A 23,208-nucleotide genomic window follows, 5' to 3' on the forward strand; every position below is an offset into this window, starting at 1 on the left:
ATCATTTTTCTGAATAAAGCTTACACGGCAAAAAAATAAAACCTATGACCTAATTACAGCGCACTTTCCTGTAATCGGCATAGGTTTTTAGATCAGATTTCCATGGTTTCGTGATTCATCCATAATTTCATACGGGATAATACATCTTTGATATTCAATGGCTTGCTGAGATAGTCCGAAGCACCTGCTGCAATACATTTCTCCCGATCCTCTTTCATGGCCTTGGCTGTCAGCGCAATAATCGGAAGCTGAGTCAGACCAAGTCGTTCACGGATCTGGCGAGTTGTCTCATAACCATCAAGTTCCGGCATCATAATATCCATCATGATGATATCAGGTTTGACTCCTCCACGCTCCAACAATTCCAGACACTCGTACCCGTTCTGCGCTGAAATGACATTCATACCGTATTGCTCAAGGGCGTTAGCCAGGGCATATACATTACGTATATCATCATCAACGACAAGTACTTGGCGTCCGCTGAGCAACGCTTCTTCCAGAGGTGTCAATAAAACATCCGATTGTCCGGAAGTGATTGAAGGAAGCTTATTGATCTCAGGTGTAGTGGTAGCCACCTCATTCAGGAACAACCGCGATGCATTCATAGTCTCAGGTTCATCTCTTCGCAGTGGCAGGAACAGCGTGAACACACTGCCATGTCCTTCACGACTTGTAGCCGAGATTGAACCCCCCAGCAAATTCGCAAGCGATTGAGAGATAGACAGGCCAAGTCCGGTTCCCCCGTATTTACGTGCTGTAGCTCCATCCGCCTGTTTGAAAGCATCGAAGATCTGCACGAGTTTGTTATCCGCAATTCCGATCCCTGTATCACTGATGGAAAAAGCAATCACGTCGGTCTCTTGATCTTTCAATTCAGGATGAGCCAGACTCATTTTGGAGATGGTTAAGGCAACTTCACCCTCACTGGTGAACTTGAATGCGTTCGAGAGCAGGTTTCGGAGAATCTGATGCAATCTCATCTCATCCGTCACGATCGTTTCCGGTAAAGGACTTTGGAGCTGAATTCGGAAATCTATTTTTTTCTGTTCCGCTGTTTTCAGGAAATACTGGTTCATAACTTCAGGAACACTGCCCAGATAGACATCATCGAAATCCACTTCCATCTGTCCAGCTTCCACCTTGGATAGATCCAGAATATCATTGATCAGATTCAGCAGGTCTTTTCCTGATTTGTGAATGACTGAAGCATAGTTCTGCTCTTCACTATTCAAGTGTTGATTTTTATTTTCAGACAATATCTCAGATAAAATCAACATGCTGTTGAGCGGTGTCCGCAGTTCATGGGACATGTTCGCCAAGAATTCGGATTTGTACCCCGAGCTCGTGCGTAACTGATCCGCCACAACCGAAAGTTCATTGGCTGATGTCTCTGCAACACTCTTCTGTACTTCCAGACGATCGTTCAGCATATGAAGCTCTTCGGTCTGCATTTGCAATTCCTCCGTCTGAGACAACATTTCTTCGGTCTGAGCCTGAAGTTTCTCTGATTGTGCCTGTAATTCTTCATTCAGAACTTGTGACTCATCATATAATTGCTGTAATTCCATGCGAGTGACGGTCGAGTGTAGGGAAACACTAAAAATATCCGTCAGTTCTTGCATCAGCTTCATGTCATTCTCTTGCAACGGCTTCATTGAAGCAAGCTCGATTACCGCAATCGTTCTGCCTTCGAAGAGGACCGGTACTACAGTAAGTGATGTGGCAGATGTATACCCAAGACCCGAAGAGATTCGGATATAGTTCTGGGGCAGATCATTCATACGTAGAACTCGCTTCTCCACAGCACTTTGACCTACAAGCCCCTCACCTGGAGCAAGCGACACTTTACCGAGCGAACGTTCTTTCTCTCCATCCCCAGCATATGCAGCCACACGCAGCAGTCGATTGTCTTTCCAGTAATATAAGACGCTATAGGGAACTTCAAACAACATGGCAAGCTCGTTCAGGAACAAGCGGGACAATCCTTCCAGATTGGTCGGGTTCTGTAAGAGTGTGGCAATGCCTGTAATCTGGTCCTTGACCCGATTCTGTTCCTGTACTTCATCCAGTAATTTGTTGGTTTCGTGGCCCAGGTCTCCCACTTCATCATGTGTCCGCACCTGAATTCGTTGCTTCAGGTTTCCACCTTTGGAGATATCACTGATGGTCTGCATAACATCTCGCAACGTTTTGACGATATTTCCGGATATCACAATCGCGGCTGCAATGGATAATGCTGCAATAATACCCCACAGCGTGTACATAATCGTCAGCAGTGTGGAGCTACGTCTGGCAAGTTCAGTAACCCTCGCCTCGGTCAGAGCGATCTCTGTATTACGGAAGGTTGTAAGTTGAGAGCGCAGCAGATCAATTTCAGTTTTACCCGGATCAGATTGAAAGAATGCAACAACTTTCGCTTGATCCCCTTGCTTTTTCAAGTCCACCGACGGCTCCCCGGCAATCTCAATCCAGCGTGTAATATGCGCTTTAATGCTTTGCAGACTCTGCTGCTGTGAAGGATTATCACTAATGAGAGCATTCAACTGATCATAGTTGGAACTCCACTGGGATAGGCCTTGGGAATAAGGCTCCAAGTAACTTTCATTGCCTGTAATCATGAATCCACGCTGTCCTGTCTCCATGTTCAAGACATTTTTTTCAATCGCGTTGGTCAGATTATGCACTTCCAGATCATGATGGGAGATAAAATCATTTTCCTTCTGTAACACATTAATTTGGGCCGTAAGCACTAACAGAACAGCTCCAAACAAAAGCACAACCACAAGATAGCCCAATAAAATTTTGGAGCGTATCGTAAATCTTCTCGTTTTTGACAACGCGGAAACCTCCAAATATATACGAATCCCATAATTAAATTAAAACTGGTGCATATGTAGTTTATATGTATACGTATAGTCTGACAAGCTTTAAGTTCATCGGTAATCATAAGAAAAACGACCTGCTTGTGCAGGTCGTCCTCTTCAGTGATCTATATTGCTCATTTTGGCTGATTTTAGGCCTTTGGAGCGATCATTTTAGCCGGATCGACATATTGATCAAATTGCTCTTCGGTAAGCAGGCCCGTTTGTAACGTCGCCTGTTTCAAGGACAAACCTTCTTTATGCGCAAGTTTCGCGATTTTGGCTGCATTCTCATAACCAATATGCGGGTTAAGCGCTGTAACCAGCATAAGCGAATTGTTCAGATTATGTTCAATCTGATCCAAATTAGGCTCGATGCCCACGGCACACTTGTCATTAAACGCAATAATGGAGTCCGCCAGGAGTTGCACCGATTGCAAGAAGTTATAGATGATAACCGGTTTGAATACATTCAGTTCAAAATTACCCTGACTTGCCGCGAAACCAATCGCTGCATCATTACCCATGACCTGCGTAACCACCATAGTGATAGCCTCGCTCTGAGTTGGGTTGACTTTACCCGGCATAATGGAGCTGCCTGGCTCATTCTCAGGAATACGGATTTCGCCCAATCCACTACGAGGGCCACTGGCCAACCAGCGGACATCATTGGCAATTTTCATCAAATCAGCTGCAAGCGCTTTAACGGCACCGTGCGCATACACAACTTCATCATGACTTGTAAGTGCGTGGAATTTGTTTGGTGCAGATACAAAATCTTTCCCCGTATGTTTGCCAATCTCCTTGGCAGTGAAGTCCCCAAAGTCCGGATGCGCATTAATGCCCGTTCCGACAGCTGTACCGCCAATTGCAAGCTCCTTCAGATACTGTACACTTTCACGGATCATACGCTCACTCTTGCCCAGCATGGCTTCCCAACCACTGATCTCCTGACCAAGCGTAATTGGTGTTGCATCCTGGAGGTGAGTACGTCCAATCTTGATAATATCCTTGAATGCCTCCGACTTGTCTGCAAAAGTGGCTTTTAATACCGCAATGGCCGGCAAGAGTTGATCCTCAACAGCCAGAACACCTGCAACATGCAGAGCCGTCGGGAATGTATCGTTGGAGCTCTGGGACATATTCACATCATCATTTGGATGCAGACGCTCTTCCTTGCCCTTTTGCTCCAGCAGTTGGTTCCCCAGATTGGCAATCACTTCGTTCACGTTCATATTGGATTGTGTTCCGCTCCCCGTCTGCCATACTACCAGTGGGAAATGGTCATCAATTCGGCCTGCAATAATCTCGTCTGCTGCATAAGCAATAGCATCGGATTTAGCCGCAGATAATTTACCTAATTTATGGTTACTGGCCGCAGCACTTTTTTTCAAAATGGCAAGGGCACGGATAACTTCCATCGGCATATGTTCATTGCCAATCGGGAAGTTCTCCTTGCTGCGCTGCGTCTGAGCTCCCCACAGCCTGTCGGCTGGTACTTTCATTTCGCCTAACGTATCTCTCTCAATGCGGTATTCCACTTGCTTGTCCTCCTCCAAAAAGATGGTTTGGGTCTCTACAAAGCTTGTGTATCTCGTCATATTATACATGATTTGCGAGCAGGTTTTCACCTTTTCGACAAAATTGTAAGCGTATCGCAAAATGAGCGTGAATTATTTTTGTGACGCAATTGGATACAATCGGCTGCTCTGTTCGAATAGTTCACCTGGTTCCAAACCGATCAATCCGATTTCTTCTGCAGGTATGCCTTCAACATTAGGAGCGTTAACCAGGTTCATCTGTGGTTCAGGACAGAAGAATTCGCCACCCATGTTATTGTTCCAGATCATCCAGTGCTTGTAGGAGGTACCCACATCGTATACCAGTTTGTCTCCAGTACGGTGATCCGTAAGTTCCATATAGTTACGTCCATTCTGCGGCTCCGCAGTGTAATGATTATCCATGGCAGCAAAGAACGGACTAACCCCGTCTTTCTTCAATTGTTCTTCCTCAGTTGTAAGCGGTTGAAATTGTCCTGTTGGCAGGGAACGCTCATTCAATTCACGACGTTGTCCAATCGTAACTTTGGCCGTGTAATCCGAGGCTTGACTATCCGGTGCAAAAGGTACAGCAATCGCCGTGTGGAATGCAAACAAATTCGGCATATATTCAGTCCCGTTGTTGCGGACGATCAATTGTTGCTGAAGTCCTTGGCTGCTCAAAGAGTAACGAAGCGTCACCGTAAACGTAAACGGCAGGTACTGATGGAATGTATGCCCTTCTTTCACATCCTGGCTAAGCAACACATAACTCTCCAGCTGATCCGAACCGTATCCCTCAACCTTCCACTCGGCATCATGCAAAAATCCATGCAAATGGTTACCTGTGGCCGGTTCGTTCACAGGCAATTGATAGACTTTACCATTCCAGGGGAAGCGTCCATCCTCATAACGGTTCGGTGGAGAAAGAATCGGAATTCCATAGACCGCAGGTGCAGCCATAAACTCATCCATCTGGTCCTGATTCGGTTCTCTCAAGTAACGAAAACCCTTTTCTGTATCACGGAAAGCAACGAGGTTGGCACCCACACTTGGAATAACTGCCGCTTCAAACTGATTAAAACGAAGCCAAACGGCCGGAATCCCTCCAAATTGTTCTTCAAATGCTGCATTTTGCTGTGTCATCGTTATATGTACCTCCTGCATACTAAGGTTATATTATACGGCTCGACTATATCATGCCCGAGCGCAAAATACCAATCTATGATAGAGAACAAATTCATGATAGAAAGACAAAAAAGACAGGAAAAAGACAGCTGCAATACGTTACGGCTGTCTCTGCTGTCTTTCATATGATGGTTCAATTAATCCACATATTTGCCGTGATCCGGCACAGTGCTCTCTTCAAAGTCCAGATCAAGCCGCTTCAAGGATTCACTCAGCATATCTCCGCTCAAGGCATGCCCATGCCCGGTAATCGCAAGTTTCGGCTCCAGATGCCTTATATGCTGTACAGATTGATGAGCAGCCTGCCAATCGGTTGTAAAATAGGAAGGCGGGCCATGCAACTGTTTGTCCTGAAGCAACACACTCCACAGCGATTCCTGCTTCACTGTGATGATTGCATCTCCCGCAATTAACAAACGGTCCGCTTCCCGAAACAGCGACACATGTCCAGGCGTATGACCTGGCGTGTGCACCCATTCCCATCCTGATAGACCTGGAACGGAATGATCTTTGGGTAGACTGAATATCCGATCATCCAGATTGATTGCCTCATTGGGATAAGCGAATGACAACCTGGACATTAAACCTCCACCTACAGAAGGGTCCGCTGGCGGGTAATCTTTTAATCCCGTTAAATAGGGAATTTCAAGCGGATGAGCATACACTGGCACACCCCAGAATTGTTCCAGCTCAATAACGGTTCCTACATGGTCGAAGTGACCATGCGTCAATATGATCGCAGACGGCGGACCTTGAAATCGTTCTGTTGCAACCTGAACAATATGATCTGTGAACCTCGCCATTCCGGTGTCCACGAGGACCCAGTTCCTGCTTCTTGGCTCTCCGATGAACACGACATTAACGAATAGTGTACGTAGACTGAGAATATCGGGCGCGACTTCTTCAAGTCCCGTCAACCCTTCTGTAATCAGATTGTCAGATGCCATTCACGGTTACCTCCCATTAGGCGGATTGTCTCTCTGGTTCCATTCATCTCGTAGACTTCCCTTTTCTGGATCATCTATTCAACATTTCCAATAAAATAGACGGTATACACCCTGTTTTGGGCATACACCGTCTAGTATAGTCATCGACACAACACAATAGAACAAGAACATCTCAGCCAGTTAAGCTGGAAATGCCTCCAAAGCAGCATCGAGCAATTGATTATACAGATCGTCATCATTCTCAAGCAACTCGTCCATACGCAGTAACTCTTCTTCATCACCGGATTGCTCCGTGAAATGCAAGCTATAGTCCCAATCTTTTCCGTTCTTGCTCATGAAGGTAATCTCATATACTGACTTTTCGCCTTCTGTGCGGTAAACGGTATTTCCCACGTATCCTTTTTCACCTTCACGGCGCATTTCAGTACTTATAATTTCAATATTCACAATCATTCTCTCCTTTAATCTTTCATCTACAGTCGGTCTCCAACATTTCTGGTAAACCTAGTTTGGTAATTATTATTGGTTAATTGTACAATATATAACGTAGCAACGTATACCTTATTCAATGAAGGAACCATTCTGAGTCCTTACATAGTTGTAATGAGGACTATAATAGCCAACAAGCTACGATATTATTATCACATTGGAGGAAAAAATAGCATGAATACTTTTGAAACGAATCTGCAGCAATATGCTGAACTGGCTGTACAAGTCGGTGTCAATGTCCATCCTGGACAAACGCTCGTGGTTAACGCTCCAATCTCGGCAGCACATTTTGTACGACTGATTGTCAAAGCAGCCTACGGTAAAGGTGCGAAATTGGTCAAAGTAAACTGGAGTGATGAAACCGTTACACGTCTTCATTACGATCTTGCACCTGATGAAGCTTTCTCCATTGAACCGAAATGGTTTGCAGCTGAAATGACTGAACTGGTTGAAGAAGGTGCAGCTATTCTGCACGTCATCGCTGAAAATCCGGATCTGCTGAACGGTGTAGCGCAGGAACGCATTATTACCAGCCAAAAAGTGCGCGGCAAAGCGCTCGAAAAATATCGTTCTTATCAGATGGCTGATAAATTCAGCTGGTCTATCGTGGCCGTTCCTTCTCCGGAATGGGCAGCTAAAGTGTTCCCGGATCTGCCAGAAGCGCAACAAGTGGACCGCCTGTGGGATGTCATTTTCAAAACGGTACGGATCGGTGAGCAGGATGCTGTTGCCGAATGGAAAACCCATTTGCAAAACCTGGATTCCCGCGCTGATCTGTTGAACAACAAAAAATACAAGAAGCTTCACTATACAGCTCCAGGCACAGACTTGACCATTGAACTTCCAGAAGGCCATATCTGGGTATCCGGTGGAAGTGTGAATGAGCAAGGACATGTCTTTATTGCCAATATGCCTACGGAAGAAGTATTCACGGCTCCGCTGAAAACGGGTGTTAACGGTACAGTGCGCAGCACGAAACCACTGAGCTACGGCGGCAACCTGATTGACGGTTTCTCACTAACATTCGAGAACGGCCGAATTGTTGACTATACCGCCGATCAAGGTCTCGATGCACTCAAAAACCTGATCGAGATAGATGATGGCGCACACTATCTGGGTGAAGTAGCCCTCGTTCCACATCAGTCCCCAATTTCCGATACCAATATTTTGTTCTACAATACTTTGTTTGATGAAAATGCCTCCAACCATTTGGCGATTGGTAATGCCTATGCCTTCTGTCTGGAAGGTGGTAAAACGATGTCCAAAGAAGAGCTGATTGAACGTGGCATGAACTCCAGCCTCACTCATGTAGACTTCATGATTGGATCCGGAGAAATGAACATCCACGGTGTGACCTCCGAAGGCGCGGAAGAGCCGATCTTCCTGCAAGGAAACTGGGCATTCTAATCCCGTTTGATGTGATTTAGGAGAGAGGAGATTACTCCTCTCTTTTCCTGCGTCAACAGGTCAAAAATTCCACAATTGGAGGGAACTCATATGTTAAGTTTTGAACAAAAACTGGATCGTTACGCTGAACTGGCTGTAAGAGTAGGTGCTAACGTGCAGCCAGGACAAGTATTTGTCATCTCTGCGATGATTGATACCGCTGAATTTGTACGTTTGCTGGTACGTAAGGGATATGAAGCTGGAGCCAAGCAGGTGATTGTAAAATACGGAGATGAAACCGTCAATCGATTGCGGTTTGAGATGGCCCCTGAGGAATCCTTCCAAGAGCCGCCGAAATGGCATGCAGCGGAGCTTGAAGAACTGGCAGCCAATAATGCAGCCTTCCTGACCGTATTGTCATCCAGCCCAGACCTGATGAAAGGTATTGACCCGGAGCGGATTTCCACCCATCAGCGTACATATGGTCAGGCGATGGCCAAGTACCGTCAGTATCAACAGGCGGATAAAATGAGCTGGACGGGTGTGGCTTGTCCTTCCCCCGATTGGGCAGCCAAAGTATTCCCGGATCTCCCGGCATCTGAGCAGGTTAGCCAGTTGTGGGAAGCCATTTTCGCTGCGGTGAGAGCCGATCTGGAAGACCCTGTAGCGGCTTGGGAACAGCACATTGAACGACTGGAGACCAAAGCCGTTGCACTGAATAACAAGAAGTACCAAGCATTGCACTTCCTCTCCCCAGGGACGGATCTTACTGTCGAGCTTCCAGAAGGTCATATCTGGGCGCAGGCAGGTAGCGTGAATGAGCAAGGCACCCCTTTTGTCGCGAATATCCCGACAGAGGAAGTATTCACCGCTCCAGCCAAACATGGCGTTAATGGCAAAGTGTCCAGCACCAAACCGCTCAGCTATGGCGGCAGTATCATTGATCGTTTTTCACTCACATTTGAGAACGGACGTATCATTGATTTTCATGCTGAAGAAGGTCAGGATACGCTGGAAAGACTCATTTCCATGGATGAAGGATCTCATTACCTCGGCGAAGTCGCTTTGGTTCCCTTCCATTCACCGATCTCTGAGAGTGGCATCCTGTATTACACTACATTGTATGATGAGAATGCGTCGTGCCATCTTGCGATTGGCAGTTCCTATGCATTCAATATCGAAGGTGGCAAAACGATGTCTCCTGAAGAGCTTGCAGCCCGTGGTATGAACACCAGCATCACCCATGTGGACTTCATGATGGGCTCTCCCGAGACGGACATTTACGGTATCACAGCAAACGGCGAACGTGAAGCCATCTTCCTTAAGGGAGACTGGGCGTTTTAACTGATCACGGAGAGTTATCTCCTACTAATGTATTTTCACTGAACAGTCGAAAAGGCTGTCTTGCAACCATGTATTCATGGTTGGCGAGACGGCCTTTTATTAATTTTCAGCAAACTTTCCCGCATGTTATGCATACTTCCCTCATCTGGTTTTTCCCGGACCAACCTCCCATTGTACCGTTTCCATATTATGTTGTAAAATGTAATGATACCAATGTTTGTGGACTGTTCACCAGAAAGGAGAACATCATGGCCAATCGGCTCCAGTTATTACTAGCCTCGGATTTCCATAATTTAGGCTCTGCACTTCAAGAAGAAGTGTATTATGAATATTATAATATGGTACATGGTCTTATCGTTTATATCATCAAGGAGCGTGCTGCAGCAGAAGATATTATTCAGGAAGCTTTTATCAAAATCATTAAAAACAAACCCATCTTTGAAGACGAGGTCAAACTGAAAGCCTGGCTCAAGGTTGTCACACGGAACACAGCTATTAATTATCTGAGAAAAAATAAAAATAACCGTAACCAATTGGATACGGATAGTGTTTTTATAGATATGGAGACAATGAATCAGACGGCAGCTTCCGTGGAAAGCATGGTAGAAACGCAGATGATGGAAGAGTCCATTGAATATTATCTCAGACAGCTCAAACCGGAATATCGTGTATTGGTGGAGTTACGGTGGAAAAAAGGTCTCTCCTACCGAGAGATGGCCGAACTGCTGGATACCTCCGAAGACATTGTGAAGCAACGTTTGTTCAGAGCCCGTGGCAGTATCAAGAAGAAATTACATAAGGAATGGGGTGGAAGCATTGAGCAAAGGCAAGTCCGATAAAAACGTGGAGCGATTCGATTCAGAGCTGGAAGACGAATATTTCGACGCTGCGTTTGACCTGGCTTTTGATGAAGCTTTCCATCAGGCCGTCTCTGCCCCTTCCGCCTCCCATACCGAAGCCATGCAGCAATCCTGGCAGAAGGTAAACAGGGAAATTAACAGAATCGGTTTACGTAAAAAAAGAATACGTACCTTGCGACTTTCAGTCGTCGTAGCTGCGTCCGTGACCATCGGAGCCGTTATTTTCAGCCTGCCATCCGGTACGCAAGCAGTATCCCCTTTTGTGCAATCCATCAAGGATTGGGGTAATGGCATGAAATCCATTATCATTGAGGATCGTACGACCCAATTGGGGGCTGATCCGTCAACAGCCAAAACGCCTCCACCACCAGAAACCAGCTTAGACGACATTCTTAAAGTACAAGAAGAAGAAGCTCTTAATACACCTTCGTATGAGTTATCGAGCCATCTGTTTCGTCCAGTACTTGTTACGGAAGAGATCGCACGCGAAGGGTTCATGGGTGACTTTCTGTTATCCAATGCCATTCCCGAGAGATTCAACAAGGTCAAATTCGAACTCGTGATCGATACTGAAAACCCTGTGAATCCAGACGATTATTATGAGTCCACACAAATGAGAGTTCAATATACCAGTGAAGGCAAGAGCATAGAGGATGAGATTATCCAGTTTGATTATGTCCATGTCATGCCTGGGGAGAAAATTGAAGGGGCCATGCTTCGTGATATGAGCACCGTAAAGCTGGCAGATGGCTCGGAAGCACTGATGTATATCGGCCCACCCTATAACTCTTTTCAGTGGATGATGGGTTCCAACAATATGAGTCTGTTTGGCACCCTTTCGGAAGAAGAAATGACTGCTATTGCCAATGATTTTCAAGAGCAGAAGTTTCCAGGCAGCACCCGTCGATAAGATCAAAATAACACGGTGCCAGAGACATGTTTGCTTGTTTCCGTGGTACTTCCATCATACGCTGTATGAATACTGGTAACGCGATAATAATATCCTGGCATAACGGTCCAATCCGATGTAGCATTCAGTAAGTTTGTATTCGTTGCATTGTTGGAACTCATTTTAAAAGTTACCCATGCTGTTCCTGTCCAGCGCTCAAGTCGATAATCTACGGAAAGTGTCTTCATTGCTGTATATGTCATGGTCTTGGTATTGACGATAGCCGATAGTCCCCCCCCCGGAATGACTGCACCGACCGCTTGATAGATATGTCCAAGTTCTCGAGTGGTAGCAAGCGAATGGATGGATGGTTCTGGCGGTGGCGGAGCTGTAAGGGCACCAGAGGACACGTTGATCATCGGGCTTGCAACGGCTGGTTCGGACGTAGGTATAGCCAGAATTGTTGGCACCATTAACAAGGCAACAAGGGTTATTTTTAGTATAGATGCTGCACTCTTCGTTTTCATTTCCCGCATATTGATCCATCCTCCGCTTCCATACTTGATTTTGTGTAAGGGTATAAACGGACGGATCGGGTGACAGGTTTCAAAAAAAAATTAGACGCTCCGATGTTTCTGTCGGCAGCGTCTTTTATCTTTGCATACATCTCCAGCATAGTTGAAACCTAAATTATTCCAGCCCGTATGTATTGGGTAATGGATACACGAAACCATATGAACCAACAAGATTTGCAAATGAGGTGTATAACTTGAGTAAATTTCAATTCAAATCCAGAAGGCATCGTCACAGCTCCAATCCGAATCAACTACATATCGAAGTTTCCGGCTCGTTCAAACGTTGGCTTGTTATCTTGGTGAGTGCGCTTACCGCAGGGACCTTAATATATTTCTTGGCTACAGCTCGGGAAAGCTGGATAAGCATGGGGATTGACCGCTATGTATTGCCCTTTATGATCTGGGGACTTGTACTGTCCCCCATCCTTGCTTTTCTTTTCCTCAAGCAGAGCGGACGGACCCTTTCCCATGTCAAATTTTTACGTGTTTTCGGGATTGCTTTCTCCCTTCTGCCTCTGGTACTTCTGTTTTATGTGTTACCCGTAACACTTGGCATGGTGAATGATCACCTGACCCAGTATAAGCAAAATCCGGTATTATCCACCACTAAGGTGGGGGACTTCAATTCTTACGAGGTTACTTTTGTCGATACGCCTATGTACACCATCATCACCATTAAGACACCGACAACAACCCAATCCACTCGAAAAAAGCTGAATATCCAGCATGATCTGGCTCCGGGAGAGAATGTTTACGTCACTTATAAGCGAATTTCTATCGAGAACAGCTTGGTCACGGAGAATCGTTACGCCGATATTGTCATTCATGCACCCAAAGAATCATGAGCATGCAAAGAAGCTGTACGATGACCATTACGTCACCATACAGCTTCATTTGTTACAATTTGGATCCGGCTACGCTCCTTCTTCTTCAACCAACAGTTCCAGCTTAATCACATTTACTCGGGAAATCCGCTTATGTTCTGTCTCTTGAATGACAAATACATAACCCCCATACTCAACCGATTGACCAACCTCAGGTGGAATGGCATCTACTCTGGAGTACAGCCAGCCCCCGATGGTATCGTAATCGGCACGATCCATCTCCAGTCCGAATCGTTCGCTGACTTCTTCAATCAGCATCAATCCATCAATAGAGTATTCCATCTCATCCACTTGTTCAATGACAGGACGCTCATGGTCGAATTCATCCTGAATCTCGCCTACGATCTCTTCCATGATATCTTCAAGTGTGACAAGCCCGGAGGTTCCCCCGTATTCATCAATCAGAATCGCAATCTGTGTCTTGCTACGCTGCATACGCTTGAGCAGATCACTGATCAGCGTGGTATCTGGCACAGCCAGGATGGGCCGGATCACGGAGATGGTATCCGTAAGTTGGGATCGCATCAGATCCTTAATGTGAATAAAGCCGATAATATGATCCTTGTCTCCATTATATACCGGATACCTTGTTCGCATACTCTCACTGGCAATCTCCAGATTCTCCAGCATGGACTCATTGGCATTCAGACAGATCATTTCCGTCCGCGGAATCATAATTTCACGGGCGGTTGTATCCGTAAAATCAAATATATTATCAACAAGTGCTAATTCAGTGTTGTCAATTAAACCGCTCTTATTGCTTTCTTTCATCAGAATACGTATTTCATCTTCGCTATGTGCCGAGTCAATCTCCGAAGCTGGTGCCATTCGGAACAGTCTCAACAAGCCGTTAGCCATACCGTTCAGTGCCCATATGAATGGATACATTAACTTGTAGAAGAACGTTAGCAAAGCCGCAGACCACAACGTGATCGTCTCAGACTTTCGAATCGCCATCGTTTTGGGAGCAAGTTCTCCCAGTACAATGTGCAAGATCGTAATAATCACAAATGCAATGGCAATAGAGATTCCATGAACGTAGACTGGTCCCAGTCCAAATGCGGTAAACATGGGCTCTAACAGATGTGCAATTGCCGGTTCTCCCAGCCACCCGAGTCCCAGTGAAGCCAAAGTTATACCTAGTTGGCAAGCTGATAGATATGCATCCAGATTACGTACGATATTGGAAGCATAGATGGCATTTTTGTTGCCTGTTTCCACCAAAGCCTCAATCCGGCTTCCACGAACTTTCACCATCGCAAATTCCGCCGACACAAAGAAACCATTCATTAATACAAGTAAACCAATGATTACTAAATTTAAAATACTCGGTAAGGGGTCACTCAAATTTTCATCCTATTCGCCGTCATTCTTCGGCAAATAGGTCCACCTCCTTCGAAAATGTAGGATATTTGCCATTCTGCCGCTCATATGCAATTTCAACTTCCCAATGCTTCCACCTCCACCTTGTTCTGTCGAATAAAAAAGATATGCTTCTTTTATTATATAATTCTAAACTACACAGTCAATCCGTGTCCTATGACAACGAAATGGCACAAACGCCTTTTTTCTTTAACAAAAGTCTCGATTACGCTGTTTTTTTAACATTTCACAAACAATGATCTACCAGAACCAAACCAAAGAGAGCATCCTCGCTCATGCTTCCGCATGGCTGGATACTCTCTTTTTGTAATACGTTATTTCCTCAGATTCTATCCGTTAATTACGATGTCGACTCAATCTCCACTACAGTTTCTGAAGCGGTATTCCAACGCCATCTGGCTAGTTTCCCGCTTGGGTTATGCAATCCACCGATCCAGAATTCATCCTGCTTCAGCAGCGCCCAATCGACTTCTTCATTCAACACCTGAATTCCCAGCTCCGTTAGCGACAGGACTCCGTCACGGAATTTTTCATCATGCTGCTTGAAATTAGGGAAAGTGGTTGCACCGGTCATCTGAAGAAGGGCATGAGGTCCTTCTGTCATCCGCTTCAGATGTGCCCAGTATTCAAGATCACCCATCCCAAGAATATGCAGCTTGTCCCCTACCTCGCGAAATAATGGATACGGATGCTCCACACCTGCTCTTATGGTCTCCAGTGTTGTCTGTTCAATGAGTCCCAGACCGTTCGATACAGATGGCAGACGGGACAAATGTGCCTTAAAGGCAGCTTTCGCAAAGGGTAGCGCAGAAGTATCTGCCTGCAGGTAATCCAGATGATACCGGAAATCAGTCGACGTATAGGCTTGCCAGAACTGTGCACCGGCTTGTAACTCGTTTTTCTCAATCACATGCCAACTGCCGGACAGACGTTCAATCTGTGTGGAGGTAAGCTGTCCCAGTCCTCTAAAATGCTCGATCTCTGGATACGAGTCAATACAGAGCAGATTCAGTTTTGTATTCTGGAGTGCTTGTCCTTTGAAATAATGCAATAGATAAGATAACATCGTCTGATCATAGAGATCGTATTCGAACCATAAGACAATTTCCTTGTATTGTTGAAACGAATGTAACTTGCGTTCAAGTTCCTCAATCTTCAAGTATTCCGCCTGTGGAATGCCCAACTGCTGCTCTAACACGGATGCCCGATTCTGCCGCTCCTTCGTATCTCCCATCTCTTTGGCTACCGGGCCGAAAGTATACAACTCTCTCCATACCAGGATGTCTCCCTGAATTCCACTCTCTCTTAAACGATTGGCAGCGTGATCCCCATTCATAATGTGTAACAATCCTTTTCCTCCTTCATACAAGTCACTGAATACAGACACCAGATCCCTTACAGGCATAGAGCGCTTGAGTTTGGATCGGGCATCGAACAATCTTTTCTTTAATGCAGGTACCTTGACCCCGAGGAAATCCGATATTTCCTTGAGCGAGTATCCTTCCAAATAAAACAGTTCAACAGCAATCCGCATCGATGATGGCAATATTGCAATAGAATCACGCAGCGTACGATGCATTTCGTTTTGCACCGCTTGTTTTTCCGGATTATGCGCCTGATCCTCTTCATGGAATACATGCTCCAGCTCCTGAACTGGGATCATGGTATGCTGCTTGCGTCTTAGCCAGCGATAACACTGCCTCTCCACGATTACCTTGAACCACCCGGGAAAAGCCTCAGGAGCTTCCAGCTTGGACAGATTGCCAAAGGCTTCAGTAAATGCCTCCTGTACGACATCTTCAGCCCAAAATGTATCTCCTAAACGATTGTAGGCAACAGCAAGAGCCATCCCGCGATATTGAGACATCAGTTGTGCGTAAGCTTCGGGTTCACCCTTCATCGCTCCTTCAATCCATGAATTCAATGCTATGGACTCCCTTCATATAAGCATGCTGCTTGTTCTATTCATGTATAAGTGCCATGTTATCGCCAAAAGGTTACGTATGACTTTAAACCTATAGTAACCTTCGTATATATGTTTATGTAAAAGCTGTCCTGTCTGCGGATTACCTCCACATTCAGGACAGCGAAATAAATCAGTATGTGTTAGACATGTGACATGTCAGTTATCAATCAACATGATGAAGTGCCAATGATTATCTGCTTGGAGCTTGCGGGTAATTGCCTACCACGCCCGGATATTGATACAACAACGGCTCATCAAATGTAGCATAGTCGAAGTTGACCATCAACAGCATGATTCGTCTACCTGTCTTTGGGTCACTGATGATAATATGGTCACGTCCCGCTGCTTCAATGATACCTTGGAATATACGAGCGTTCCATTCTTTGTTGCCTTCATATGTCATGTAGAACGTACCGAATTTCCCAAGGTTCAAACGTAAAATATTCTCAATGTATGACTGCTCAAACTGTGGAGCAGTTGTTGTAATCACTGCACCCGTTGGTGTCATTGGGCTTCCACTGGATACGAGTGGCGGTACACTTGTGGAGCTTGGTGATACCATCCCTGGCGTTGGTGACATGGCAGGCATTCCGTTACCGATTTTGTAAGACGTACCTTGAACCTGAGAATTGGCTTGTTGACCCATCATAGAATTTGCTTGCTGCCCCAGTGTTTGAGTTGTTGGTTGATAAGGCTGATTAATCATGGTGATTCCTCCCAAAATTTAATATACTTCCGGACAGTCATCGCCTGTCGGACTGAAGAAACAATGCGCTTTGAAACGTCCTGTATTTTGCTGGTCATACCACGTTGGTGGGCAGTCGCCCACAGGTCGGAAAAACCACAATGAATTGCTCGCTGGCCAGATGCGCTCTCCATTGATCACCCGTTGTGCGAGACGAATCTCGGACTGTCTTGCCCGTTGGTAAAAGTACCCCTTCTGTGTTGACTCGTAGCCTCCTGGATTCTGGAATACCATACGATTGATATCGCGAATATCCTTAAAGTCCAGACAATCCACCAGCACCCGGTTCACACCTACATTGCCCACAAGCAACATACCCTGATCGCCGTCACCTTCAGCCTCTGCCCTCATGAGCCTAGCCAGCAGCTTGACGTCCTCTGAGTTGGCTTTAATAACAGCCATAGTCTGTTTCCTCCCTTGTTTCAGCTGTTCATCACCGTACATCGTATTGTGCAGGAGCCCATTCGGTGACACGATTCCATCTTTTTTCCATAAAAAAAGCCCGGAACCTCACCCAAGGTGAAGTCCCGAAGCAACTCGTTTCTTATAATACTTGCCTGTTTAAGGCTTGGCTTCAATCCAATAATCATAGGCATGAACAATGTTGCCTTGGTAAGCCTGATATTCGGCCAGCAGATCCGGAAGCTTGGCAAGCTGAAGTTCCATCTCCGCTGCCCCTTTTTCATAAAAAGAAATATGAGGACCTTCGTGGTTCTGCTTCATTTCGACCGAAATCATCAACCTTTTACCCAAACGATCCGCAATCTCCATCTCCTGACTCACAACAGCAGCAATCCCATTGGAACCTTCGGCGTTGTTACGGAAAGCCATCAGCGACACATGATCGAGTGTACGGATCATAAATTCAGCCACAGATGTTTCCTTTCCTGGCAACGCGAAGCTATCCAGCCATACAGCAAGGTCTGCGCTTGTTTCGAGATCACTGTCCTTCTTTGTTTCTTCCTGGAAAAATGTAATGTTGGCAGCCCATTCGGTCAACAGGGTGTCCCGACTATTCTCCCACTCCGGCAATGTGTAAGGCTCAATATCCAGATGGATGCCTTCAAATCGTTCATCCGGCTCGGATTCAGCATTATAGTTTTTCACATAATCAATCAAGCGCTTAATCCGTGGACGATTCTCCTCCTTGCCCCAGATCGGGTGTCCACCCATCGCATGGATCTCAATGCCCTGCGCTTTTGCCCGTTTCACAAAACTGCGGTAACTGGAGTAGGGTTGATCCAGGTCCAACCGGACATACAACCAGTTAATATTCTGCTCTCTAGCAAACGCTAGGATGTGCTCTCCCCCGTCATTCGTCACCTGAGAGGCCTCCCAGATATACGTTCCCCGAATCTCAGGCTGATTGGATGGAATCTCCGGTGATGGCAGTTCCGACGGCTCCAGTTGTCCCCAGTATACGATGTCATGTACTGCAGAACCTGCGTAGGAACTATGCTCGCCGAATGCGGAGGCAACTTCTTCAATAACACTTTCCAGTTGTGCTGCACCTTTCCCGGCAAATGACGTGAACTCCTCGCCAGGCATGGGCTTGGTGTTCAACCCAACCGTGACGCTCACATTGCTGGCATCGGCCCAGTTCATTTCCTGTTCAATCAAACGTATGATACCATTGTTCCCTTGCGCGTTATCACGGTAAGCGAGTAAAGTGACATGCTCCACTTGTTCAATGAACCAACGTGACAATGGTTCGTTATCTGCATCCTCAGAAACTCTATTTCCTGTGACGGTATAGGAATCCAGCCAAAATGGCAGGTCAATATTCACTGCAACTGCGCCATCCTGTCTCACTTGCTCAAATAACAGATTCATATTGGCTACCCAGGATTGTACCAGTGGCTTAGCATCTTCTTTCCAGGCTGGTAACACATAGGGCTTGATATCCAGATGTATGGCATCAAATTGTTCGTTGGGCTCAGCAGCTTGATTGTAATCACTTACCCAAGACGCTAATCTGAGCATGGGGCCTTCACGGCCACTGAGTGCCCAGGATGGATCGCCTCCCAGCGCTTCAACCGCAATACCTGCACGGCTTGCTTTGGCTATAAACGTCTGGTATACCTCCTTGGATAGCGTCATGTCTACATTCACGTACAGCCTGTTTATCTTATGTTTAGCTGCATTGGCCAACAGCTCATCTCCGTTGCTAACAGACTGTGCCTGCCATACCCAGGCCGCCCGTATATCTGCGCCGTCTGCTTCAGCAGGTGACTCATTCCCTATCATTATCATCCCTCCGATCAGCAGTAACAGCCAAAATACCTTCCGGGATTGTTTCCCGAACATATACTCCCTCCATTCCTCTACTGTTGTAAAATCACATTTATTATAGCAACCGAGTTATTAAAAACAAATAAGCCCAAGTGCTTAACTTGGGCTTATCACTCTGAAGTTGGGACAGCTTAGGGCTCGCCCGGCTTAATCCCGGTTCTAGTCCTCATATATCATTTTTCGGGTCATGCCTCCATCAATAACGAGGTTGGTCCCTGTGACAAAGGTATTGCTTGGGTCAGATAAATATAAACAAGCACGGGAGATATCCGAAGGAACACCCACACGACCGGAGGGATGCTGTTCATGATCCTCCTTTTTCAGTTTTTCCACGTCTCCTGTCTCAATCCATCCCGGACTGATACAATTGACCCGAATTTGGTCCTTGCCCAGTGAGACCGCCAGCGCATGCGTCAGAGCTACAATCGCTCCTTTGGATGCGGCATAAGCTTCGGTATCCGGCTCAGACATCAGTGCACGAGTAGAAGCCATATTGATAATGGCACCCCCATGTTCATTGCTTTTCATATGTTTGGCTGCTTCCCGACTCGCCAAAAAGCAACTTCTCACATTGGTATTGAGTACATCGTCCCATTCTTCCAGCGTCAGCTCATAGGGTGACTTCCACTTGGCGAGTCCTGCATTATTCACCAAAACATCAATTTGCTTGAATTCTTCCACGGTTGTACGAAAAAGATTCGTAATATCCTGCTCGCTCCGAACATCACATTGGACAAAGATGGCTTCTCCGCCTTCATTACGAATGGAAGCTGCCGCTGCCGCCCCTTCTGCTTCCTTGTAGTCAGCAAGTACAACTTTGGCGCCAGCGACTGCATAAGCCTCAGCCACACTTCGTCCTATTCCCTGAGCGGCCCCGGTTACAACAACGACCTGATCTGTAAATGACATATTGATTGCCTCCTCTATGGTAATGATCCTTTGATCATAATCTCATTACGCCTCTTCTTATATAAAAACACGTTAGGCCCATTAAGAAACGCTTGTCCAGCAAATAATCAAAAAAAGCTCACGCCATTCTGGCGCAAGCTGCTCAGTTTAACCCCGTAGGCGTTCAGAATATACGCGATTATATCGCTCGAAGCCTACATAACGCGTTCCTTTGAACGAGAGCCGTCCTTCATCCCCCTCAGCACACAAACCATACTCTTCGCCATTGACTTTGAATTCGAGCCGATCTCCACTTTCGACTTCAAAGGTGACGTAGTATAACGTTCGTGCTGTACTCCCCGGTTCAGATTGCGACTGACTCATCTTCATCCGTCTGCTGGTGATTCGTGAAGGCACGGTTAATAGCGGCTCCGAGTTGTTGCGTCCCCACCTCCATACCTCCTTTCCCATCGACAGAAGGACTATACCTATAATCAGAACAAATACAACCGGAAAGACGGTTCCAAACAAATCAAACATCCAGGATGATTCAATGCCCATGTCTCTCCCTCCGTTCATACAACTTAGGACAGCCGGAATCTTGACCCGTCTCCTGTAATGTATATGCACGTAAACATGGAACTTGTTATCGGGATTGAAATCAAACGATGTGAAGGGAAAAACCCTCCGGCAGAATACCGAAGGGTTGCTTTATACGAAAATAAGTACTATTTCATTATCTAATACATTGCTTAACTAGCAGCCCTGTTTTACTTAAAGGTTGTTGCAAATCGTTGATCCGACAATATAACCTGATTAACCTGTCCCTCTTTTGTCAGCATAAACGATGCACGATAGATAGCCAGATCATCTTTTTCCGCTTGCAGCGACTTCTCATCCAGGAATGTTTCCTTCTGAATATGATAGGCATAATCAATATTACGTTCAGATTCGACCAGAACATGTTCCTTGCCATACAGATCGAGAATCTCTTGATGTGTCATCCCCGCCTCTGCCCCGCGAGCCGTCTTAAAGTACCCTTTCGAGTCCTTATTCAAGATGATACTAACGACTTTGGCATCCCTATAACCAATCGTGATCCCGTTATTGTATTGATAGGATTGACCCACACCGGTTGATGTTCCCTCACCGAGAATTTTCTCCGCCTCTTCCTGACTCATTCCATACGTAATCTTATCCTCACTGTCGGTCTTCGTCACAGCCAGATCCTGTTCTGAAAATTCGTTTGGATTGAATTTGCTATTGCTGCAAGCCGTGACCATGATTAATAATAATGCCGCAACAACCCATGTAATTTTTCTCCAGTGTCCATTCTTCATGCACTCACCTCTGATGTTTTTCCAATATTTTATCATATTATCAACTGAAAAAATAATTAGTAGTGACGTTTTCACCATTCCTCAAAAACAAAAAGGGTATCCGATATGTAGTTACTCTTGTACCATTATCCGCTCCAACTGAGATAACAGCCTCAGGTAAAGCACTGCTATCTCAGTTCAAGCAAACCCATGTTACCGTTGTGGATGCATATTTAATAAAGTTGAGGAGAGTTTGCTAGCCTGTTAACGGACTCATGCTAATTGTGTGATCACAAGATGTGCGGATACAGGTCTAGTTCCGCCCGCAAGTGGCGTGATTGTTAATGCTGTAGCATTACCAGCCGGGTTCCGCACGGTCAGAATAGAATTAATCACGGTTGTCTGCACCAAAGCCATACCCACAATCTGAGACGTTCCCGTTGCTCGCCCAACTACAGTAGGAGCCAAATCTGCCCCATTGAGAGTTAAGATTAATTGACCGGCTTCATTGATGCTCACCTGGAACAAAATCTGATACGTACCAATGGCTGCCAGATTGAATGAACTAGGCCCCGTACGTGCGATAGTTGTTCCACTTGTCGGCCCATCCTGAGGAAAGCTTACATCAGTACCGGGAGCAACCGTTGCTGCATTATCAGGTGGCATCAGTGCGAAAAAGTCAGCAAATCCCAGTACGCTTCCGGCTGCTCCTGTTGCACCTGTACCTCCCGTGGCTCCAGCTGGACCCGCTACTCCTGTAGCACCAGTCGGGCCTACTGCTCCTGCTGCACCGGCTGGCCCTGCCGGACCTACTGCTCCTGCTGCACCGGCTGGCCCAGCAGGGCCTACCGCTCCTGCTGCACCGGCTGGGCCTGCCGGGCCTACTGCTCCTGCAGCTCCTGTCGCACCCGTCGGCCCAACAGCTCCAGCAACACCTTGAGGCCCAATTGCCCCGGCAGGCCCAGGATTACCCTGCGGACCTTGTGGCCCTACGGCCCCTGCTTCTCCCGGAATCCCCTGTGCTCCCATAGGTCCAGCAGGCCCGACCGGACCTTGAGAACCTACCGCTCCAGCAGGACCAGGCTGTCCCTGAGGCCCTTGTGGTCCAGGTGGCCCCCCTGCTGGTCCTTGAGCTCCAGTTGGCCCTTCAACCCCTTGTTTACCTGGAATACCTTGTACGCCCTGTACGCCTTGTATACCTTGGGGTCCTGTTGGTCCAACAACAGTAGGGGTAGATATATTCACTTCTGGAGGCGGACATTTTACTTGAACGAACTTTTTAACCACTTTTAATCGGCGGTCTTTTCTTTTAACTTTACACGGATGGCATGTTGCCTTTTTTCTCTTCACACGTTTCTTCACTTCTGAATGACTCACAGTGTGGACACCTCCCTATAGACATAGTTTAACGTACGTATGTAGATGAATAGATGCGTGGACGAACAACCATTTTAGTAAAAAACTCAGCTAATTCCCAGAAGAAACAATAAAATGGATATCACACCGCCCATACGGTTGATCTTAATTGTTGATAACCATTAATTGAGTTGAGTTGGTTTACGTAACGATATTTGTTCAAAAAAACTCATGCCATTTGGGCATGAGTTTCATGATTTAACAACGCAGACGTTCCGAATAATGCCGATTAGTTCGT

20 protein-coding genes are annotated in these 23,208 nt (G+C 46.2%); 5 read left to right on the forward strand and 15 right to left on the reverse strand.

Annotated features, from left to right (window positions below; all coding sequences use genetic code 11):
* Positions 1-92: 92 nt before the first annotated feature.
* From MHI48_RS17430 to MHI48_RS17450, 5 genes are all read right to left on the reverse strand, one after another.
* Positions 93-2,837 (reverse strand): CHASE3 domain-containing protein, encoded by a 2,745-nt coding sequence (locus MHI48_RS17430; protein ID WP_405141259.1) that lies wholly within the window; start codon positions 2,835-2,837, stop codon positions 93-95.
* Positions 2,838-3,013: 176 nt separating this feature from the next.
* Positions 3,014-4,402, reverse strand: a complete 1,389-nt coding sequence (gene fumC, locus MHI48_RS17435; protein ID WP_017688147.1) for a class II fumarate hydratase — start codon at positions 4,400-4,402, stop codon at positions 3,014-3,016.
* 132 nt (positions 4,403-4,534) lie between these two features.
* The gene (locus tag MHI48_RS17440) at positions 4,535-5,545 is read right to left on the reverse strand and encodes an aldose 1-epimerase (protein ID WP_405141261.1); all 1,011 of its coding nucleotides are present in this window, start codon (positions 5,543-5,545) and stop codon (positions 4,535-4,537) included.
* 179 nt (positions 5,546-5,724) lie between these two features.
* Positions 5,725-6,534, reverse strand: coding sequence for an MBL fold metallo-hydrolase (locus MHI48_RS17445; protein ID WP_405141263.1), 810 nt, complete (start codon positions 6,532-6,534; stop codon positions 5,725-5,727).
* A 180-nt stretch (positions 6,535-6,714) separates the two neighbouring features.
* Positions 6,715-6,987, reverse strand: coding sequence for a hypothetical protein (locus MHI48_RS17450; protein ID WP_036613754.1), 273 nt, complete (start codon positions 6,985-6,987; stop codon positions 6,715-6,717).
* Between the two features lie 210 nt (positions 6,988-7,197).
* On the opposite strand from MHI48_RS17450, the gene MHI48_RS17455 reads away from it, so the two are divergent.
* From MHI48_RS17455 to MHI48_RS17470, 4 genes are all read left to right on the forward strand, one after another.
* On the forward strand, positions 7,198-8,430 hold the full coding sequence (locus MHI48_RS17455; RefSeq protein WP_036613753.1) for an aminopeptidase: 1,233 nt from the start codon (positions 7,198-7,200) through the stop codon (positions 8,428-8,430).
* A 90-nt stretch (positions 8,431-8,520) separates the two neighbouring features.
* Positions 8,521-9,753 (forward strand): aminopeptidase, encoded by a 1,233-nt coding sequence (locus MHI48_RS17460; RefSeq protein WP_076250327.1) that lies wholly within the window; start codon positions 8,521-8,523, stop codon positions 9,751-9,753.
* A 248-nt stretch (positions 9,754-10,001) separates the two neighbouring features.
* Positions 10,002-10,592 carry an RNA polymerase sigma factor gene (locus MHI48_RS17465; RefSeq protein WP_017688141.1) on the forward strand — a complete coding sequence of 197 codons (591 nt, stop codon included), beginning with the start codon at positions 10,002-10,004 and terminating at the stop codon, positions 10,590-10,592.
* The gene (locus tag MHI48_RS17470) at positions 10,570-11,523 is read left to right on the forward strand and encodes a hypothetical protein (protein WP_051449955.1); all 954 of its coding nucleotides are present in this window, start codon (positions 10,570-10,572) and stop codon (positions 11,521-11,523) included. The genes MHI48_RS17465 and MHI48_RS17470 overlap by 23 nt, the downstream gene beginning before the upstream one ends.
* A 2-nt stretch (positions 11,524-11,525) precedes the next feature.
* Here MHI48_RS17470 and MHI48_RS17475 read toward each other — a convergent pair whose 3' ends face one another.
* The gene (locus MHI48_RS17475) at positions 11,526-12,029 is read right to left on the reverse strand and encodes a hypothetical protein (RefSeq protein ID WP_405141267.1); all 504 of its coding nucleotides are present in this window, start codon (positions 12,027-12,029) and stop codon (positions 11,526-11,528) included.
* A 242-nt stretch (positions 12,030-12,271) separates the two neighbouring features.
* Between MHI48_RS17475 and MHI48_RS17480 the strand changes: the two genes are divergently transcribed.
* Positions 12,272-12,922 (forward strand): hypothetical protein, encoded by a 651-nt coding sequence (locus MHI48_RS17480; RefSeq protein ID WP_036673775.1) that lies wholly within the window; start codon positions 12,272-12,274, stop codon positions 12,920-12,922.
* A gap of 69 nt (positions 12,923-12,991) precedes the next feature.
* Here MHI48_RS17480 and MHI48_RS17485 read toward each other — a convergent pair whose 3' ends face one another.
* The 9 genes from MHI48_RS17485 to MHI48_RS17525 all read right to left on the reverse strand — a co-directional run bounded on the left by MHI48_RS17485 (position 12,992) and on the right by MHI48_RS17525 (position 22,931).
* Positions 12,992-14,308 carry a hemolysin family protein gene (locus MHI48_RS17485; RefSeq protein ID WP_036673776.1) on the reverse strand — a complete coding sequence of 439 codons (1,317 nt, stop codon included), beginning with the start codon at positions 14,306-14,308 and terminating at the stop codon, positions 12,992-12,994.
* Positions 14,309-14,684: 376 nt separating this feature from the next.
* The gene (locus MHI48_RS17490) at positions 14,685-16,268 is read right to left on the reverse strand and encodes a sigma-70 family RNA polymerase sigma factor (RefSeq protein ID WP_405141269.1); all 1,584 of its coding nucleotides are present in this window, start codon (positions 16,266-16,268) and stop codon (positions 14,685-14,687) included.
* Positions 16,269-16,500: 232 nt separating this feature from the next.
* Positions 16,501-16,959 (reverse strand): spore coat protein GerQ, encoded by a 459-nt coding sequence (gerQ, locus tag MHI48_RS17495; RefSeq protein ID WP_036673979.1) that lies wholly within the window; start codon positions 16,957-16,959, stop codon positions 16,501-16,503.
* Positions 16,960-17,034: 75 nt separating this feature from the next.
* The gene (locus tag MHI48_RS17500) at positions 17,035-17,457 is read right to left on the reverse strand and encodes a cell wall hydrolase (protein WP_036613979.1); all 423 of its coding nucleotides are present in this window, start codon (positions 17,455-17,457) and stop codon (positions 17,035-17,037) included.
* Positions 17,458-17,616: 159 nt separating this feature from the next.
* Positions 17,617-19,302 carry a hypothetical protein gene (locus MHI48_RS17505; protein WP_156946170.1) on the reverse strand — a complete coding sequence of 562 codons (1,686 nt, stop codon included), beginning with the start codon at positions 19,300-19,302 and terminating at the stop codon, positions 17,617-17,619.
* Between the two features lie 204 nt (positions 19,303-19,506).
* Positions 19,507-20,256 (reverse strand): glucose 1-dehydrogenase, encoded by a 750-nt coding sequence (locus tag MHI48_RS17510; RefSeq protein WP_017688133.1) that lies wholly within the window; start codon positions 20,254-20,256, stop codon positions 19,507-19,509.
* Positions 20,257-20,403: 147 nt separating this feature from the next.
* Positions 20,404-20,796 (reverse strand): DUF2500 domain-containing protein, encoded by a 393-nt coding sequence (locus MHI48_RS17515; protein WP_017688132.1) that lies wholly within the window; start codon positions 20,794-20,796, stop codon positions 20,404-20,406.
* Positions 20,797-21,005: 209 nt separating this feature from the next.
* Positions 21,006-21,575, reverse strand: coding sequence for a hypothetical protein (locus MHI48_RS17520; RefSeq protein ID WP_339193679.1), 570 nt, complete (start codon positions 21,573-21,575; stop codon positions 21,006-21,008).
* Between the two features lie 252 nt (positions 21,576-21,827).
* A complete protein-coding gene (locus tag MHI48_RS17525) occupies positions 21,828-22,931 on the reverse strand; it encodes a collagen-like protein (RefSeq protein WP_405141272.1) in 1,104 nt (367 codons plus the stop codon).
* Positions 22,932-23,208: the final 277 nt, after the last annotated feature.

Source organism: Paenibacillus sp. FSL H7-0942 (assembly GCF_045040715.1).
GTDB classification, from domain to species: Bacteria; Bacillota; Bacilli; order Paenibacillales; family Paenibacillaceae; genus Paenibacillus; species Paenibacillus amylolyticus.